This window comes from Pseudomonas sp. GW821-FHT02A11, assembly GCF_059421985.1.
Window position 1 is genome coordinate 36342 of record NZ_JBWKWB010000021.1, and the last position, 17075, is coordinate 53416.

The following is a 17075-nucleotide window of genomic DNA, read 5'->3' on the forward strand; positions in this document are numbered from 1 at the left end:
CCATCGAAATGAACAGGCGGGTGGGTGTCATGCATGCCGTTTCTATTGCTCAGCGGCTGTCCTTGAAATGCCTACGGCTTGCATTCGTTCGCTCGCGTCGGATGACTGGGTTCGATCCCCCTCGAAGTCTTCGCTCAAATTGAAGGTGGAGTAAGTACCTGCGCCCACTTCGTTGGAGGTCCAGAACGGATAATTCAGCCAGCCAAGGTATTCATTCACCGGTGCGCGTTGGGCGTACGTACTCCACAAGGCTTTCAGATCCGAGACGGATGCCATCTGGAGCTCGCCTGCCTGGCAAGCGTCTTTCATGCCCTGCCAGTCGGTATTGGACGTCAGGAATTGAACGACCGTGATGCCTCGGATCGTCAATGCATAACTGCGACTCGCTCGCTGGCTGTCCTGTGCGGTGATGGTGCAGACACCATTGACCCGGGCGGAGACAGTGCCGCTGGCATCGACACTGGCGATGCTGTCGTCGCTGCTGCTGTAGCTATAAGGGCCCGTGCCCCAATCCGCGGCCCGCTGCATGCGCGTGAATTCAGGCGCCGGTTCCGGGGCTTTGTGCGTTGCAACGACGTAGCGATGCGCGGTGAGATCCAGCAGCGCGTCGTCCTCGAAACCGCCGCTGACCGTCAGCAGCAGCTCGCTGGACGGTTGCTCTTGGGTTTCGCCTGCAGGAATAACGCCGTACCAGACCCTCACTTGCCCACCGGTGTAGGCCATGAACTCACTGGCGGGCACCTCGAAATCGAGTCCGGCGCCGGGACCATTCCTGCCAACGACAGTCCAGTCGAACAGCGTGTCGTCAAGGTAGAGGTTGACCCTGTCTTGATATTTCAAAATGCCTGGGGCGATGTGTACCTCAATGATGTGATCCGGGTCGTTGCCGGGGTCCAGGACATCCCCGATGGCGTCGGCTATCTGAGGTTTGGCCCAGTCGGAGACACTGAATGAGAACGCACCGAAGGGGCTGACCCTGTGCGAGCGACCTTCGCTGTTGATGACACCCTGAGCCTTGAGGGCTTGGCTGCTGATGGCCACGCTGCTTTCGTAAGGTACCCGGTTGCGCAGATAGGGCTGTACCGCACTGCTGTCGCCTCCACCCCCCGCGTTGCCCCACGTTACGATTTCACCATCGGAGCGCAATGCCACGAAGCTTTGGCTGTTGCCATACACGGCCTTGACGTTCACCAGTTGGGCCGCCACTGCAGTGATGTCGCCCCCTACGGTTTTATCCCCCCAGGCCACGACCGTTCCGTTGCGCCTCAGCGCTGCGAAGGACTTGGAGTTGCCCACGACCTGGACGATATCGTTTAGCAGAGCGATGTCGGTGGGCACCGTGCCACCTGCTGCTGCGGCCCCCCAGGCAACTACACGTCCGTTGGCGCGCACGGCTGCAAAGGCTTGCCAGGTTGCGCTCACTTCGTTGATGTCGGTGAAGGACTTGATGTCATTCGGCACCGTCCCGCCGTAGCTGGCGTCGCCCCAGGCCAATACCTGCCCGCCGGTGGTGATGAGGGAAAACGCCCGTGCGCTACTGGCGGCCAATTCCCGTACAGTGGCCTGGGCTACCTCTGTGGTGACGGTGCCGCCGTTGGCCGCCGTCCCCCAAGCCACTACCCGATTGTTGGCGCGCAATGCAGCGAAGGCCGTGAAGTTGCCTGACACCTGAACGATGTCGGTGAAGGTACCGATCTCGGCGGGTACCGTCCCTCCGGCCGCTGCTGTTCCCCAGGCCACCACTTGGCCGGTGCCACGAATGGCCGCGAATGCAGTCCCTGCTCCGACGATCTGCTTGATATCGGAGTAGGCTTTGATCGCGTCGGGAACAGTCCCACCCGAAGCGGCCGCGCCCCAGGCGTAAACCTTGCCATCGCCCTTGATGCCCGCGATCGCAACGCTGTTACTGGTGAGCGCAACGAAATTGTCCAGCGGCGTGGTACCCAGGGAACCGCCTTCGGCAGCGTTACCCCAGGCAACGACGAAACCGTTCTGACGTCGGGCGGCGTAGGCGCTACGAGAACAGCACACGGCCACCATGTCGTCCATGGTGATGATGGTCGGAGGAATAGTGCCCCCATAGGCCGCGTGCCCCCAGCCCACTACATCACCGCTGTCGCGATGAGCGACGAAAGCGGCATCGCCGACTGTGGTGGTGTCGTTGCCGTTGCCGATGATATTGACGGGCGAGAGCACCACATGGTCGTCACTGGTGCGCACATGCAGCGCCACCTCGGGTCTGACATCGCGCCAGCGATTGGCCTGTGTCCAGCTCGCGTCGCCTTCGTACTGCCATTCAGCAGTCAAAGGTGCACCGGTGGTGTCGTTGAACGCACTGATCCAGCGCGGGGTGGCCGAGGCCCGATAGCTGCAATGGCTGAACCTGGCCCCCATGACGTTCAACAGGCCAGCGGCAATGGCACTCTTCACGTCATAGATTTTTTCGGGGGAAGGGCCGTCGGTGCTGCCGTCCGCTCGTTTGACGGTATAGCTCAGTGTGACGCTGAAGCCGTCATTGGCCTTGACCGTAGCGTAAGCGATCAGAATCAAAAGCTCGCCGTCTTGTGTGACAGAGACGCTCGGCGCGACGCTCCCCTCGCCTGGTTGCCCAGCCCAAGTCAGAGTCACCGTATCGCCTGTTTTCAGCTGGGCCTGAGCGGGAACGCGCACGTTGGCGCCAGCGGGAACCTTGGCTGGGTCGAGCAGGCCGCCGACGGCCTCAACGATGATCGCCTCAGGCAACTGGATCGGCAATTCTTCCACCACACCGAACGACCAGGGCTGTGAAGGTCGGTCGTCGCCGACCAGCGGCTCGACGATGTAGCTGACACTGACATGGCCATCGACGCTTTTCCTTACTTCGTCCAGTGGCACGGTGAAGTTCATGTCCCTGCCTACGCCACCTCCGGTCACCGACCTATCGAGCTTGAACTCAGAGCCGTCGTCATGCTGCCAGGTCATGTACACCCGGTCGCCTGCAGTCATCTCAGGCATCCAGGCCGGAATCACGACTGTGGCGCCATTGGGCACCAGCGCCACGTCCAGCGTGCCGTCTTCACTGCCGGGCACTGTGGGTGCAGGCAGGAGCGGCACTTGTCCTTTGCCAACCTGGAAGTTGAGGATCTGCGAATCACTGCGCCGTCCGCCAACGCGTATCACCCAATAAGACGCCGCTACCGTGCCCTCATCGTTGTCTTCGATCAGGGCCCTGTCGATGTTGAAGGGCACATCCTTGTCCTTGGTGAAGGAGTTTATGGTGATCCAGTCTTCTTCATCCCCGGCAATACTGCCCTGCCACAGGTAATGGACAACGTCGCCAATTTCCATGGTGGGGTAGCGTGGGACGGTCAGTGTAGTACCCGGCAGCGCTGGATCGATCACACCGTCGACGACGCCATCGACAATAGGCGCTGGGAGTTCGGCCTGAGGTTCACCCACGTTGAGCAGGGTTGCCCTCTCGGATTCCCGAACTACGATGGCTCCATTCACATCTTTGGCCAGTTCGAAATACAGTTGGAGCGTGCCACCCTCGAGCGTTTTCAGATGGGCGCCATCGACATTGAGTGTAAGGGGCAGTTTGTTAGCGGCTTCTCGTCCGGTGATGGCGTGAGGTGTTAACGCCGGGTCGTATATGGTGAGGTCCGGCCGTGTGCCGATCCAGCGCAGGGTAATCTGGTCCCCGGCAGCCATGCTCTCGTCCCATGGAATCTCAACGCGGGTTCGGGTAAGCGAAGGGTCCAGAGCGCCTTGCACTGCGTCCTTGGCGATAGGCCCGGCCATACCAACAGCGTGCCCGATGATATTGGCGAATTGGCTTCGCGATGGTGCGCTTACACTGGCGCGTTCCCGACGATAGGAGAAGGCGGCTTGCACTTTCGCCAAGCGCCGAAGGAAAGCGTTCGCAACCGCAATCTCGAACACTTTGTTCAGTCGGTCTACCGTTACCGGGTCGGCTTCGTGTTCAATCAGATCTCCGTCGGAAGTCGTGCCTGCAACGCGGACGACCAGAATGTCTCCGACGGCGAAATTCGCCGAGGTGACCCAGATCTGCACGGTCGCAGGCTCGGTACCCAGCACATCCAGATCCAGGATCCCGTTGATCACTTCTGCAACGATAGGGGCATCCAGCCGGGAGTTGCCCGTATCGACCACAATGCGTTTCTCCGCGCTCCAATCTGAGGAGCGGTTGAGTACGTTGTCGTAGACCTCGAACGTAACGGCCAGGCCATCTGGATCGGAATCGCCGGCAGCGAGGATGGTGGCCTCGTCGACAGTCATTTTGATTTCCTTGCCAACCTCCGCCGGGGTGACGGGCACGTGGTGTACGAAGTACCCGCCCCAGGACAGCTTGATGTCATCGCCCGCGGCCATGTTTGGATAGGGCGATACGGTGGCGATCACGCCTTTTGCCGCTGCATCCTTGTCCACGCCGTCCTGTTCGATGTCGGCAGGCAAGGAAAACTTCAATTCGGAATGCCCCGGAACGCTGCCGTCCTCGTCCACACCTCCAGGTGCATCGAGCTTGACGAATATTGACAACTCCTCCGAGGTTTCCGGCTGTTGCCCCTGACGCCGGATCACATAAGAAAGCGTGTGCGAGCCAGACGTCAGCCGGGCGCTGGGGACGAAAGCGACCACTCGCGAGCCAATTTCCTCCGGCTTGGTGATCACCCCTGACGCGACCTGCGTGCTGCTATTGAGCATGATTTGGTAACTGTCCCCAACCGCCATCGCCGACCAGGGTTGCAGGTAAAGTTGCAAACCCTGTAACGGGAAGTTGGTCTGCGCAGCGGCAATGTTGATGCCCCAGGAGTCGTCATCGAGTGGCCCGGTTGCGCCTGGAATTTCGAGGTCGATCAGCGACACTCGGGCGGCACCCATGATCGACATCCCCCCTGCCTTGCGAGGCTCGAGAATGATCTCGGCGCCCTTGTCCAGGTCCTCGGTTCTGACGAGTTTGCGCAGGCATAACTCATCGTCCAGCAGCACCGTCAGCCGGGTGGCTTTTTTCGTCGCGCGTAGGGGGTTGCTGATGACGAACTGCTTCGAAGATGAGGGGGCGCAGGTGTTATTCATGCTGACTGACTCCTGTCGATGGGTTCGCAGAAGTCATTGAGCGCCGTATCGGAAATCTTGCCTACTGTCAGAAATGACAGGTTTGGCTACCGCTTGTCGGGCGGCTTCGCGTTACGCGAGCACAGCCCGGCAAAGGTTATTTCCACTGATGAATCGGCCAGCCGGCTTGTTCTGCCGCGGCTTTGAGCACCGGGTCGGGGTTGACCACGTGAGGGAAATCCACCTTTTGCAGCAGCGGCAGGTCATTGCGCGAGTCGGAGTAGAAACTCGCGCCTTCAAGGTTTTCGCCTTCCTGATCCAGCCATTCCAGAAGACGCGTGATCTTGCCTTCGCGATAGGTCAAAACGCCTTGGGTCTGGCCGCTGTACACGCCGTGGGCGATGTCCAGATCGATGGCCAGCACTTCGTCGACGCCGATGCGTTCGGCGATGGGCTTGACCAGATGCACGCCTGAGGCCGAGATGATCAGGATGCGATCACCCGCGGCGCGATGTTCGGCGATGGCCTTGGTGGCGTCGCTGAAGATGATCGGCTCGATGCAGTCCTCGACCCAGGGGCCTACCAGGAAATCGACCTCTTCGGGCGTACGGCCAATCAGCGGCTCAAGGCTGAAGGCCATGTAATCCTCCATCGCCAGATCGCCCTTGCTGTAGGCCTCCATGAGTTCATGGTCTTTCTTGATGAACGACTCGGAATCGACCCAGCCCAGACGCCCCATCTGCTCGCTCCACAGGCTGGCGCAGTCGCCGTGAATCAGGGTTTCGTCCAGATCGAAAATGGCCAGTGCCATGGTGTAAATCCTCTTTATTCGGTGCGTGCGCAGCTGTCGCGACTGTCTTTATCCTGTGGGAGCGAATTCATTCGCGAGACGGCGTTACCGACAATGCAAATGTGTCGACCGTACATCCCTCTCGCGAATGAATTCGCTCCCACAGGTCAGGTCGGCGGTGAATTGGCGATCACGCCACTTCGCAGAGCGCCGACGCTTCGATGTTCAGGGTGACGCGCCGGCCGTTCGGGTGCAAGTCGTCCGCCGAGCGGTTGAGCACGTCGACCACCAGTTCTACCCCGCGCGCCTCGACGCGGTAGCGAATCACGTTGCCCAGCAGGCTATGGCTGCGCACTTCGCCTTCCAGGGCGCCGGTGAGGCTCAGTTGAATGGCTTCCGGACGAATCGCCACGCGGCTGTTGATCGGGCGCTGCATCAGGCGGCTGGCGTCGTCGGGCTCCAGCAGGTTGTAGTTGCCGATGAAGCCTGCGGCAAATGCATCGACCGGCGCGGTGTACAGGGTTTCAGCGTCGCCGCTCTGCACGATCCGGCCCTGGTTCATCAGGAAAATCCGGTCGGACATGGTCAGCGCCTCTTCCTGATCGTGGGTCACGAAAATCGTGGTCAGGCCCAGTTCCTGCTGGATCGCACGGATCTGTTCGCGCAGGTGTTTGCGAATCCGCGCATCGAGCGCCGACAGCGGCTCATCGAGCAGCAGCAGGCGAGGGCGAGTCACCAGCGAGCGCGCCAACGCCACACGCTGGCACTGCCCCCCGGACATCTGGTGCGGGTAACGCTTGGCCAGTTCGTTCAGCTCGACCAGCTTCAACACTTCAGCCACGCGCTGCCTGGTTTCCTCAGCGCTGACTTTCTGCATGCGCAGGCCGAAGGCGACGTTCTGCTCCACGTTCATGTTGGGGAACAGCGCATAGCTCTGGAACACCATGCCGATGCCGCGCTTCTGCGGCGACACCGGGACGATGTTCTTGCCATCGAGAAAGATCTTGCCGCTGGTGACCGAAGTCAGCCCGGCGATGCAACGCAGCAGGGTGGATTTGCCGCAGCCGGACGGGCCCAGCAGGGTGACGAATTCGCCCTTGTTGATCTCGCAGTTGATGTCGCTGAACACAGCGGTGCTGGCGTAATTCTTTTGCAGGTTTTCGACAGTGACGAAGCTCATGTCAGTCTTTGTCCTTGTTCAGTCGGTTGGCCGCCCAGGTCAGCAGCAGCACGAAAAGGAAATAGGAAATCACCAGGGCGCTGTTGAAGTGGCCGCTGCTGTTGCGCATGTTGTTCAGGTACACCTGCAGGGTCTCGTAACGCGTGCCCACCAGCAGGTTGGCGAAGACGAATTCGCCGAACAGAAACGAAAATGACAGCAGCAGGGCGATCATCATGCCCTTGCGCAGGTTGGGCAGCACCACCAGGAACGCGGCCTGAAACGTATTGGCGCCGAGCAGCTGCGCGGCGTCCATGAGGTCCACCAGATTGATCGCCTGCAGGTTGTTGGTAATCGCCCGGTACATGAACGGCAGGGCCACGGTGAAGTAGCAGCCGATCAGAATCCACGGCGTGCCCACCATCGCCAGCGGCCCCGAACCGTACAGCTGCAACAGCCCCACCGACGACACCACAGGCGGCACCGCGAAGGGCAGCAGGATGAGGATGTTCATCAGCGCGTCGAGTTTCGGGAAGTGGTAATGCACCACGAACAGCAGCGGCAAAATCAGCACCACTGACAGAGTCAGCGCGCCGACGCACACCAGCAGCGACTGGCCGAAGGCGATCAGAAAGCGCGGGTCGCTCCACAGGGCCACGTACCATTTGTAGGTGAAGCCTGCGGGCAGAATGGTCGCCGACCAACTGGTGGCGATGGAATAAATGAAGGTGCCCAGCAGAGGCGCCAGCAACAGCAGAAACAGGATGTACACCACCATGCGGTGGTAGAGCCCGGCCGGGCCGCGTTCAGCGCGAGACATGGTAGCTCCTCTTCAACAGCCACTGATGGACCACGGTTACCAGCGTCATCATGCCCACCAGAATCATCGCCAGGGCGCTTGCCATGTTCGGGTCGAGCGAGATATCACCGGCCACCATCGCCGCGATGCGGATCGGCAGCACGTTGAAGTTGCCGGTGGTCAGCGCATAGACGGTCGCGTAGGCGCCGAGGGCGTTGGCCAGCAGGATCACGAAGGTGCCGAGCAGGGCCGGGGTCAGCACCGGAATGCCGATGTGCCGCCAGAAATCCCAGGTGCTCGCGCCCAGCAGCGAAGCCGATTCACGCCAGTCATCGCGCAGGGCGTCGAAAGCCGGGTAGAGCAGCAGCACGCCGAGGGGAATCTGGAAGTAGGTGTAGAGGATGATCAGGCCGGTCTTCGAATACAGGTTGAAGTCATCGATGATTCCGGCCTGCTTGAGGATCAACGTCAGCGCGCCGTTGAAGCCCAGCAGAATGATGAACGCGAAGGCCAGCGGCACGCCGGAGAAGTTGCTGGTCATGTTGGCGAAGGCGCTGACGAAATCCCGCAGCCGCGACGGCACCTTGCGCAGCGAGTAGCTGCCCAGGATGGCGATGACGATGCCGATCAGACTCGACCAGAAACTGATCTCCAGGCTGAACTGCATGGCCTGGCGATAGAAACGCGAGTTGAAGGCCTTTACGAAATTGTCGATGCCCCAGCCTGCGTCCGAATACAGGCTGTTGATCGCGACCCACGCCAGCGGCGCGATCTGAAATGCGATGAAAAAGAGCGCAAAGGGCACCAGGCACAAGAGGCCCAACCATTTGCCGCGACGCTGTGAACTCACTTGAGCACCTCTCTGCAGACAGGTTTGTCGTGGGGCACGCCGAGCAACTCGCAGACCGTGCCGCAGATCTCGGTCTGTTTCGGTTGCGCGTCAGGGTCGAGGCTGAAGGCGTCGCCGATGACGAACAGCGGCACTTCGCGCTCCTCAGGCAGGATGCCGTTGTGCGAGCGGTCGTTGTTCATGCCGTGGTCGGCGGTCACCAGCACCTGGTAACCGGCGTCGAGCCAGCGCTGCAGGTACTCGGCGAGGATGATGTCCGCCGAGCGCGCGCTGTTGCGGTATTGCGGGGTGTCGAGGCCGTGCTTGTGCCCGGCGTCGTCGATGTTCATTGGGTGGATGAACAACACATTCGGTTGATGCGTGGTGCGCAAGTGCTCGGCATCGTCGAACAGGTGGGAATCGGGGTAGTGATCGACGTAGTAAAAATGACCGTGCTGAATCGGCAGGTCGACGTCATCGGTGTGGCGATCGCGGGAGGCAATGAACGGGCTGCGGTTGTACAGCTCGCTGACCCAGTGATAGGCCGCCGCTGCGGTGCTCAGCCCGGCAGCGGCGGCGTAGTGAAAGACGCTGCGCTGGTTGGACAGGCGCGAAACATGGTTGTGCACGATGCCGCTGTCGAGGGGCGCGACGCCCGTCAGGATGCATTCGTACAAGGGGCGGGACAGGGCGGGCAGTTCGCACTCGAGCTTGTACAACGCTGCGCGGCCTGCGTTCCGATACGCCAGCAAATGCCCCATCGCATGCTGCGCCACGCTGTAACTCAGGCCGTCCAGCAGGATCAGAATGACGTTGTGTTTCATACTCGCTCCGGGGGGCAATGGGCGATGTGGAATGATGTCTGTGGGAGCGAATTCATTCGCGATGGAGGGTACAGGCGACATCAATGCGTCGTCTGTACCTCCCATTCGCGAATGAATTCGCTCCCACAGGGTCCAGCCATTGGGGTCTTACTGCATTTCTACAATGACCTGCTCGTTCCACTTCTGCGGCAGGGCTTTCGAGGTTTTCTCCCACGCGTCCGGGTTCTTGATCGGGGTCACGTTCTTGTACTGCTCGTTAGGCAGCAGCTTGGCCTGGACTTCTGGCGGCAGCTTCAGGTGATCGGCACGGATCGGACGGGCGTTGCCGTTGGCCAGGTTGATCTGGCCGGCGTCGCTGAAGATGTACTCACGCGCCAGCTTGGCCGCGTTCGGGTGTTTGGCGTATTTGTTGATGATGGTGGTGTAACCGGAAATCACCGAACCATCGGAAGGGATCAGCACCACGTAGTCATCCGGGTTGGCCATCTTGGCTTTGTAGCTCAGGCCGTTGAAGTCCCACACCACGCCCACTTCCACTTCGCCTTTTTCCATGGTCTGGATGGTCGGGTTGTTGATGCCCAGACGCTTCTGCTTGGCCAGTTCGGTGAACAGCTGCAGGCCTGGTTCGATGTTGGTTTCGTCGCCTTTCATGGCGATGGAGGCCGCCAGTACACCGTTCGCTGCTTGAGCGGCGGTGCTGACGTCACCGATGGTGACCTTGTATTTGCCGGTCTTGAGGTCAGCCCAGGATTTCGGCACGTCCGAGCCGTGCAGCAGCTTCTTGTTGACGATGAAGGCGATGGTGCCGGTGTAGGCCAGCGCCCAGTGGCCATCTTTGTCCTTGGCCCAGTCCGGTACCTGATCCCAGGTGGTCGGCTTGTACGGCTGGGTCACGCCTTTGGCCACGGCGATCGGGCCGAATGCCGCGCCCACGTCACCGATGTCAGCGCTGGCGTTGTCTTTTTCCGCATCGAACTTGGCCACTTCCTGGGCCGAACTCATGTCGGTGTCCATGTGCACCAGGCCGTACTTGGCGGTCAGGTCCGTCCAGGTGCCTTTCCAGTTCGCCCAGTCGTCGGGCATGCCCACACTGTTGATCGCGCCTTCGGTCTTGGCGGCGGCTTCCAGCGTTTTGAGGTCGGTGTCCGCGGCCATGGCCGATGTGCTCAGCGCGATGGCCGAACCCAGGAGTGATGCCAGCAAAAGGTGTTTCATTCGAAGCTCCTTTGTGCACTTCTCGACGTTGATGTGGAAAGGGTCGGTGAAGTGTTGGTTGCGGGTGGGTGTGTCTAATGGTTTGGTCTAGGTCAGCAATACCTGAGCCAAGTTAGGCCAGTCTCATGACACTTTCGTGTCTGGACCGACCTTTGCTGGCGTTTGCAGAGGCTTGCGCCTGGCAATAAGCAGTGCCGTGTAATAAGCGTAGACCATGGCCAAGTCGCTGATATGAAAAGGCTAATTTCTTTTTATTGTCTGGTTTTTCAAGCGGATCGCGCTGGAATGTCATGCAACAGTCATCTAGTCTGCCTACGCTCTAGAGCACTGAAACGGGCCTTCCCGCTGCTGACCGTGCCCCCGAATCGCACTGGTCTAGTCCAGATAGGTAACGCAATGCGCCAAGATGTGCCACGAGCGGTGACGACCATTTGCAATGCTCTGCAGGAGCAGATCGAGCACGGTCTGTTGCCCCCCGGCAGCAAACTTCCCGCCGAACGCAAACTCAGCGAGGTCTTCGACACCACGCGCATTACCCTGCGCGAGGCACTGGTGCAGCTGGAGGCGCAGGGGCTGATTTATCGCGAGGAACGCCGAGGCTGGTTCATCTCGCCGCCGCGCCTGGCCTATGACCTGATGCGTCGCAGCCACTTTCACGCCATGGTCGAGGCGCAGGGGCGAGTGCCGGCCACCCAAGTGATTTCCGCGCGCCTGCAACCGGCCTCGGCGGCGATCTGCGGCTTGCTGCAATTGCCCGCGCTGTCCAGCGTGATCCAGGTCTGCCGCGCTCGCCGTATCGACGAGCGACTGGTGCTGTACGTCGAGCATTACCTCAAGCCTGAGTATTTTCCGCACATTCTGGATTTCGACCTCAACCAGTCGCTGACGGAACTGTACGCCCGCCATTACGACATTCGTTACGGTCAGGTGCGTTTCGAGATGGTGCCGACGGCGCTACCCGTTGAGGCAGCGGCGGCGTTGAAGGTGTCGATCGGAAGCCCCGGTTTGCGCATCGCCAGGGTCAACCATGACCAGCGCGCGAGGTTGATCGATTGCGACCTGGAATATTGGCGGCACGATGCGATTCATGTGAGCGCGGTGGTGGGGGAGCTCTGAGCCAGCGTGCTCTGTCAGACGTACGCAGAAACCCTGTGGGAGCGAATTTTTTCGCGAGACGCCTGTTCGGATGATAGCGATGTGTCGAATGTACAGGCCTCTCGCGAATGAATTCGCTCCCACGGGAGATCCGATTTGCAGGCCGGAGGGTGTCGTCCAATCACCTACAAATCAATCACCAGATCCGACGTCGGCTTGCTGCAACACAACAACCGCAACCCCTTGTCGATCTCGCGCTGGCGAATTCCGCCGTTGTGGTTCATCTCGACCGTCCCTTGCAGCAGCGCGGTCTTGCGCATACCCCTTGGCTGCAGGATGACGGCACGATCGCGCCGGCCTTTTTCGCTGCCGACAATACCGTTTGGGTCGCAGGCATGCTGAAGATCTTGCCGGAGCGGGACAGGGTGACGGTGAACAGCGCTTGGCCCTGTTCGACACTCGGGGCGGCTTCGATCAACGGCTCTTGCATCAACGCCGCGATGTCGAAGCTTTCTTCGTGGTAATGGGCGAAATCGAAGCCGCCGTTTTTCAGCAGCGCCTTGACCGCGTCCATGTAGCCTTTCGGCCCGCAGGTGAAGACCTCGCGCTCTCTGAAATCCGGCACTGACTCGCTCAACAGCTCCAGACTCAAGCGACCCACCGGCCCCGTCCAACCCGCTTCGGCACCCAACCCCTCGCAGGTGCGAAATTGCGTCACGGCGTCGACATCCAGATGCTCCACGGCATCGCAGACGAAGCCTTGGTCTTCCCAGCTTTTCTTCGCGGCAGCGTTGCGTTGTTCGTATTCATCCAGCGCCTGCAGCGACTCCTCGCTGAGCCCCTCGGCGCAGAAACCAAAATCTTCGGGCAGGAACGACGCCGTCAATTCCGGGTGCGTGCCTGCGCAGTGATAACACTCGCGGTTATTTTCGATCACCAATTTCCAGTTACCGTTCTGACTTGCCCCCAGGCTTGAGCCGCGCGCCACGATGGCGGCAGACGTTGCGAAATGCCTGAATCTGCTCGTCGTCATCGCGTACCAGACTGATCGAGGATTTGCCGATGTCGAGGGTCGATACATCGCCGGGCTCGGAGATATCCGCTGCGACGCCGACCAGTATCCAGTGTTGGGTAAGGAAGATATCCACGTCAGTGTTGAATATGTCTTCGCGCGCGAATAATGCGTCGTTCATGCCATGACCCGGTGTTCGTTTTTCAACTAACTGGCGATGAGTCTCGATGGCGACGGCACCGCAAGGCGGTCATCGAAGGGATCAGGCGTCGGTAGCCTTTGACCTTCTTCGGGAGCTCGTCGGACTGCATGGGTGATTACGCCTGATTCAGAAAGAGGGGTTGAATGTCATTCGAATGTACACGGATGTACATCAAGAAATCAGGGGCGTACAGTTCATTCACTCACAATCGAACAAAGGCGACATCAGATGTCGGTAGCAGGCAAAGAACGAGGCAAATCCCAGGACTCCGGCTGGCGCGGTTCGGCCGAAGGGTGGCTGGAAGCGGCCTACGATGCCTTGAAGGAATCCGGGGTGGACGCCGTTCGCGTCATGCCCCTGGCCAAACGCCTCAACCTGTCGCGCACCAGCTTCTATTGGTTCTTCCAGGACCGCGAACAATTGCTCGCCGCGTTGCTGGCGCGGTGGAAGGACAACAACACCGGCGGTATGGTCAAGCAATCCGAAAGCTACGCGGAAAACATCACCGAAGCGATCCTCAACGTTTTTGAATGCTGGCTGAACCCCGAGCTGTTCGATTCTCAGTTCGAATTCGCCGTGCGCAGCTGGGCGTTGCAGTCCGAGGAAGTCGCCTCGGAAATCGCTGCTGCCGACGATTCGCGTATCAATGCACTGGCTGCGATGTTCCGGCGTTTCGGCTACGACCCCGAGGCCGCTGACACACGAGCGCGGACGATTTATCTGACGCAGATCGGCTACATCTCGATGAAAACCAACGAAGACATTACCGAGCGTTTCAGACGCATCCCACACTACGTCGCGATTTTTACCGGCAAGGCACCAAAGAAGCGCGAACTCGACCGCTTCTATGGTGCCTTCGGTTACGCCGAAAAAGAGCCCGGCGAGTTCGTGCCGCTGGCCGAGACCTTCGAGGAGACGGCGCACAGTGAGTAAGCGCATCGGCATCATCGGCGGGACCGGTTGGCTGGGCGGGGGATTGGCGCAGGCGATGCTGGACAGCGGTTTCATTGAGGCTGATCGGCTGTTTTTGTCCAACCGCACCGGCAGTCATCCACTGGCGCAAAGCGGTGCCCATGTGCTGGCGGACAATCAGGCGTTGGTCGACGCTTGCAATGTGGTCGTGCTTTCCGTTCGCCCCGAGCAGTTCAAGGGGCTGAACGTCAAGGCGCCCGGCAAACTGGTCATTTCCCTGATGGCAGGCGTCACGGCCAAGGCGATCGGCGAGGCAACCGGGGCTTGGGTCGTTGTGCGGGCGATGGCCAATGCGGCGGTTGAAATCAGGCAGTCGTTCACGCCTTGGCATTGCGCGCAGACGTTGGATGAGGCCCAGGTAGCATTCATTCAGGGATTGCTTGAATGCGTGGGCACTGCCAGCCGAGTGCCGACCGAAGACGGCATCGATTACCTGAGCGCGCTGTCCGGCACCGGGCCTGCATTTCCTGCGCTGTTGATGACCGCACTGACGCAGCAGGCGGTGATCGCCGGTATTCCTGAAAGCGTTGCTCTGCAGGCAGCGAAAGGGGTGGTGGTATCGGCCAGCCAGTTGCTTGCCAATCACGATCCGCAGGAAATGATCGATTCGCTGGTGGCGTATAAAGGGGTCACGGCCGCGGCGTTGCAGAGCCTGATCGATGCAGGGTTTGAAGAGCAGATCGGGCAAGCGTTGCAGGCTGGAGCGGATATCGCACGCAAAGGAATGTGATCGCGCCCGCGTTGACGGGCCAACACTTTTATTCGGGCGGATACGAAGACCTGTGGGAGCGAATTCATTCGCGAGGCGGTCATACATCCGATGCATGTGTATCGGACGTACTGTCCTCTCGCGAATGAATTCGCTCCCACAGGTCCGCGTATCCACACGTTCTGCGGCGTACCGAGATCTTGCGTTCAACACCGAAGTCCGAGCTACAAATCCTTCACCAAACGCAGCGCATCGTAGATCGCGGCGTGGGTATTGCGCGCCGCCACCGCATCGCCAATCCGGAACAGCTGAAAACGCCCCTGAGGGTTGGTCACCAGGTTCTGCGCCTTGCCAGCAATCAAATCGTGCTGTTCCACCGCGCCTTCGTTGCTCGAAAGCGGACGCAATTCGAAATACAGCTCGTCCATCGGCAGGGTGCCGTGGTTGATCACCACCTGATCGACGATGCGTTCCTTGTTGACCTTGCCGTAGTCGCTGCCGAAGATCGCCGCCAGTTTGCCATCGCGTCGTTTCACGGCTTCCACGCGGTAGGTCACCGTAAACACCACGTCCAGGTCCTGCAGGCTGCGCATGTAGGGCACCAGGTTCATGGCCATGACTTCGGGCGAGAAGGCGCGATCCGGTGTGACGATTTCCAGTCGCGCGCCGCTCTGGGCGATGACTTCAGCCGCTTGCAGCGCCGCGTGATCGCCGGCGTCGTCGAAGATCAGCACGTTCTTGCCCGGTTTGGCGTCACCGGAAATGATGTCCCACGCCGAAACCACCAGTTCGTTGCCTTCTTTGAGCACCTCAGTATCCGGCAGCCCGCCCGTGGCGACGATCACCACGTCCGGTTCCAGATCCAGCACCGTTTGGCCCTCGGCCCAGGTGTTGAACTGAAACTTCACTCCCAGCCGTTCGCACTGGGCCATGCGCCAGTCGATGATGCTGATCATCTCGCGACGACGTTCACTCAGGGCCGTCAGGCGAATCTGCCCGCCCGGCTGATCGGCCGCTTCCAGCACGGTCACGTCATGCCCGCGCTCGCCCGCCACCCGCGCCGCTTCCAGCCCGCCGGGGCCTGCGCCGATGACCACGACCTTGCGTTTGATCGCGGCCTTGGGGATTTCGTGGGGCATGGTGGTCTCGCGACCGGTGGCAGCGTTGTGGATGCAATATGCAGCACCGCCCTGATAGATGCGGTCCAGGCAGTAATTGGCGCCGACGCAGGGGCGAATTTCTTCCTCACGTTTTTCGATGATCTTGCGCACGATGTGCGGGTCGGTCATGTGCGCGCGGGTCATGCCCACCATGTCGACTTTGCCGGAGGCAATGGCGTGGCGGGCGGTGGCCACGTCCGGAATCTTCGCCGCGTGAAAAGTCGGGAAGCCGGTGGCGGCGCGAATCTCGCCAGCAAAATCCAGGTGCGGCGAGTTGCGCATGCCCTGAATCGGGATCACGTCGGTGAGCCCGGCATCGGTGTCGATGTGGCCTTTGACGACGTTGAGAAAGTCCACCAGCCCGCTGTCCTTGAGCATGTGGGAAATCGCGATGCCGTCCTCGGCGCCAAAGCCACCCGGCAAGTCTTCGTCGCCGGTATAGCGCACGCCCAGCAGGAAGTCGTCGCCGCATTGCTTGCGAATGCCACGCAGGATGTCGAAGGTGAAGCGCAGGCGGTTTTCCAGCGAGCCGCCGTAGGGGCCTTCGAGGGTATTGGTCAGCGGCGACCAGAACTGGTCCATCAAATGGCCGTAGGCCTGAAGCTCAAGGCCGTCCATGCCCGCGGCCTTCATGCGTTCGGCAGCGTCAACGTAGTCCTTGATGATGCGCTGGATGTCCCAGTCTTCCAGCTGTTTGGGAAAGGAGCGGTGGGACGCTTCGCGCCGGTGCGAAGGCGACACCACCGGCAGCCAGTCAGCCTTGTCCCAGCGGGTGCGACGGCCCAGGTGCGTCAGCTGGATCATCACCGCCGCGCCGTGTTCGTGGCATTCGTCGGTCAAATCCTTCAGCCAGCCCACCACCTCGTCCTTGTACGCCAGCACGTTGTTGAACACTGGCGGGCTGTCCCGTGAAACCGCCGCCGAGCCTGCGGTCATCGTCAGCGCCACGCCAGCCTTGGCGCGCTCCACGTGATACGCCCGATACAGGTCCTTGGGCATGCCGTCCACCGGGTAGGCCGGTTCATGGGATGTGGTGATGATGCGATTACGCAGGGTCAGGTGCTTGATCTTGTAGGGCTGCAGCAGTGGATCGCTGGACATCGTGTTGCGCTCCTCGGGTGAAGGTCAGGCTCGGTTTGAGATGAAATTAGGAGGAATGTACACAGGTGTCAACTGGATCTGACGTAGGTGTACATTTCCCTTGCGTCCCTACCGAGTGTGTGGATAAGATCGGCGCAGTCAGCTGGCTCAGAC

Annotated in this window: 11 protein-coding genes and 2 pseudogenes; 3 read left to right on the forward strand and 10 right to left on the reverse strand. The window is 60.5% G+C overall.

What is annotated here, in order from left to right; translation table 11 throughout:
* Window positions 1-42: 42 nt before the first annotated feature.
* From AC07V9_RS23205 to AC07V9_RS23235, 7 genes are all read right to left on the reverse strand, one after another.
* Entirely contained in the window at window positions 43-5076 is a 5034-nt protein-coding gene (locus tag AC07V9_RS23205) for an RCC1 domain-containing protein (RefSeq protein ID WP_495017978.1), read from the reverse strand.
* 136 nt (window positions 5077-5212) lie between these two features.
* The gene (locus tag AC07V9_RS23210) at window positions 5213-5866 is read right to left on the reverse strand and encodes an HAD family hydrolase (protein ID WP_495017979.1); all 654 of its coding nucleotides are present in this window, start codon (window positions 5864-5866) and stop codon (window positions 5213-5215) included.
* Window positions 5867-6035: 169 nt separating this feature from the next.
* The gene (locus AC07V9_RS23215; protein WP_495017980.1) at window positions 6036-7025 is read right to left on the reverse strand and encodes an ABC transporter ATP-binding protein; all 990 of its coding nucleotides are present in this window, start codon (window positions 7023-7025) and stop codon (window positions 6036-6038) included.
* A gap of 1 nt (window position 7026) precedes the next feature.
* On the reverse strand, window positions 7027-7824 hold the full coding sequence (locus tag AC07V9_RS23220; RefSeq protein WP_495017981.1) for an ABC transporter permease: 798 nt from the start codon (window positions 7822-7824) through the stop codon (window positions 7027-7029).
* Window positions 7811-8653, reverse strand: a complete 843-nt coding sequence (locus tag AC07V9_RS23225; protein WP_495017982.1) for an ABC transporter permease — start codon at window positions 8651-8653, stop codon at window positions 7811-7813. The genes AC07V9_RS23220 and AC07V9_RS23225 overlap by 14 nt, the downstream gene beginning before the upstream one ends.
* On the reverse strand, window positions 8650-9456 hold the full coding sequence (locus tag AC07V9_RS23230; RefSeq protein ID WP_495017983.1) for an alkaline phosphatase family protein: 807 nt from the start codon (window positions 9454-9456) through the stop codon (window positions 8650-8652). The genes AC07V9_RS23225 and AC07V9_RS23230 overlap by 4 nt, the downstream gene beginning before the upstream one ends.
* 147 nt (window positions 9457-9603) lie before the next feature.
* A complete protein-coding gene (locus AC07V9_RS23235) occupies window positions 9604-10671 on the reverse strand; it encodes an ABC transporter substrate-binding protein (RefSeq protein WP_495017984.1) in 1068 nt (355 codons plus the stop codon).
* Window positions 10672-11067: 396 nt separating this feature from the next.
* On the opposite strand from AC07V9_RS23235, the gene AC07V9_RS23240 reads away from it, so the two are divergent.
* On the forward strand, window positions 11068-11787 hold the full coding sequence (locus tag AC07V9_RS23240) for a UTRA domain-containing protein (RefSeq protein ID WP_495017985.1): 720 nt from the start codon (window positions 11068-11070) through the stop codon (window positions 11785-11787).
* 164 nt (window positions 11788-11951) lie between these two features.
* Here AC07V9_RS23240 and AC07V9_RS23245 read toward each other — a convergent pair.
* Together AC07V9_RS23245 and AC07V9_RS23250 are read right to left on the reverse strand one after the other, a co-directional pair.
* Window positions 11952-12466: pseudogene (locus AC07V9_RS23245) on the reverse strand (2Fe-2S iron-sulfur cluster-binding protein); the annotation flags it as partial.
* Between the two features lie 159 nt (window positions 12467-12625).
* Window positions 12626-13007: pseudogene (locus AC07V9_RS23250) on the reverse strand (Rieske 2Fe-2S domain-containing protein); the annotation flags it as partial.
* Between the two features lie 201 nt (window positions 13008-13208).
* On the opposite strand from AC07V9_RS23250, the gene AC07V9_RS23255 reads away from it, so the two are divergent.
* Both AC07V9_RS23255 and AC07V9_RS23260 read left to right on the forward strand, forming a co-directional pair.
* Window positions 13209-13913: a TetR/AcrR family transcriptional regulator gene (locus tag AC07V9_RS23255; RefSeq protein WP_495017986.1), complete on the forward strand. Its 705-nt coding sequence runs from the start codon at window positions 13209-13211 to the stop codon at window positions 13911-13913.
* Window positions 13906-14682 carry a pyrroline-5-carboxylate reductase family protein gene (locus AC07V9_RS23260; protein WP_495017987.1) on the forward strand — a complete coding sequence of 259 codons (777 nt, stop codon included), beginning with the start codon at window positions 13906-13908 and terminating at the stop codon, window positions 14680-14682. The genes AC07V9_RS23255 and AC07V9_RS23260 overlap by 8 nt, the downstream gene beginning before the upstream one ends.
* A gap of 203 nt (window positions 14683-14885) precedes the next feature.
* On the opposite strand, the gene AC07V9_RS23265 is transcribed toward AC07V9_RS23260, so the two are convergent.
* A complete protein-coding gene (locus tag AC07V9_RS23265; protein ID WP_495017988.1) occupies window positions 14886-16922 on the reverse strand; it encodes an oxidoreductase in 2037 nt (678 codons plus the stop codon).
* Between the last annotated feature and the right edge of the window lie 153 nt (window positions 16923-17075).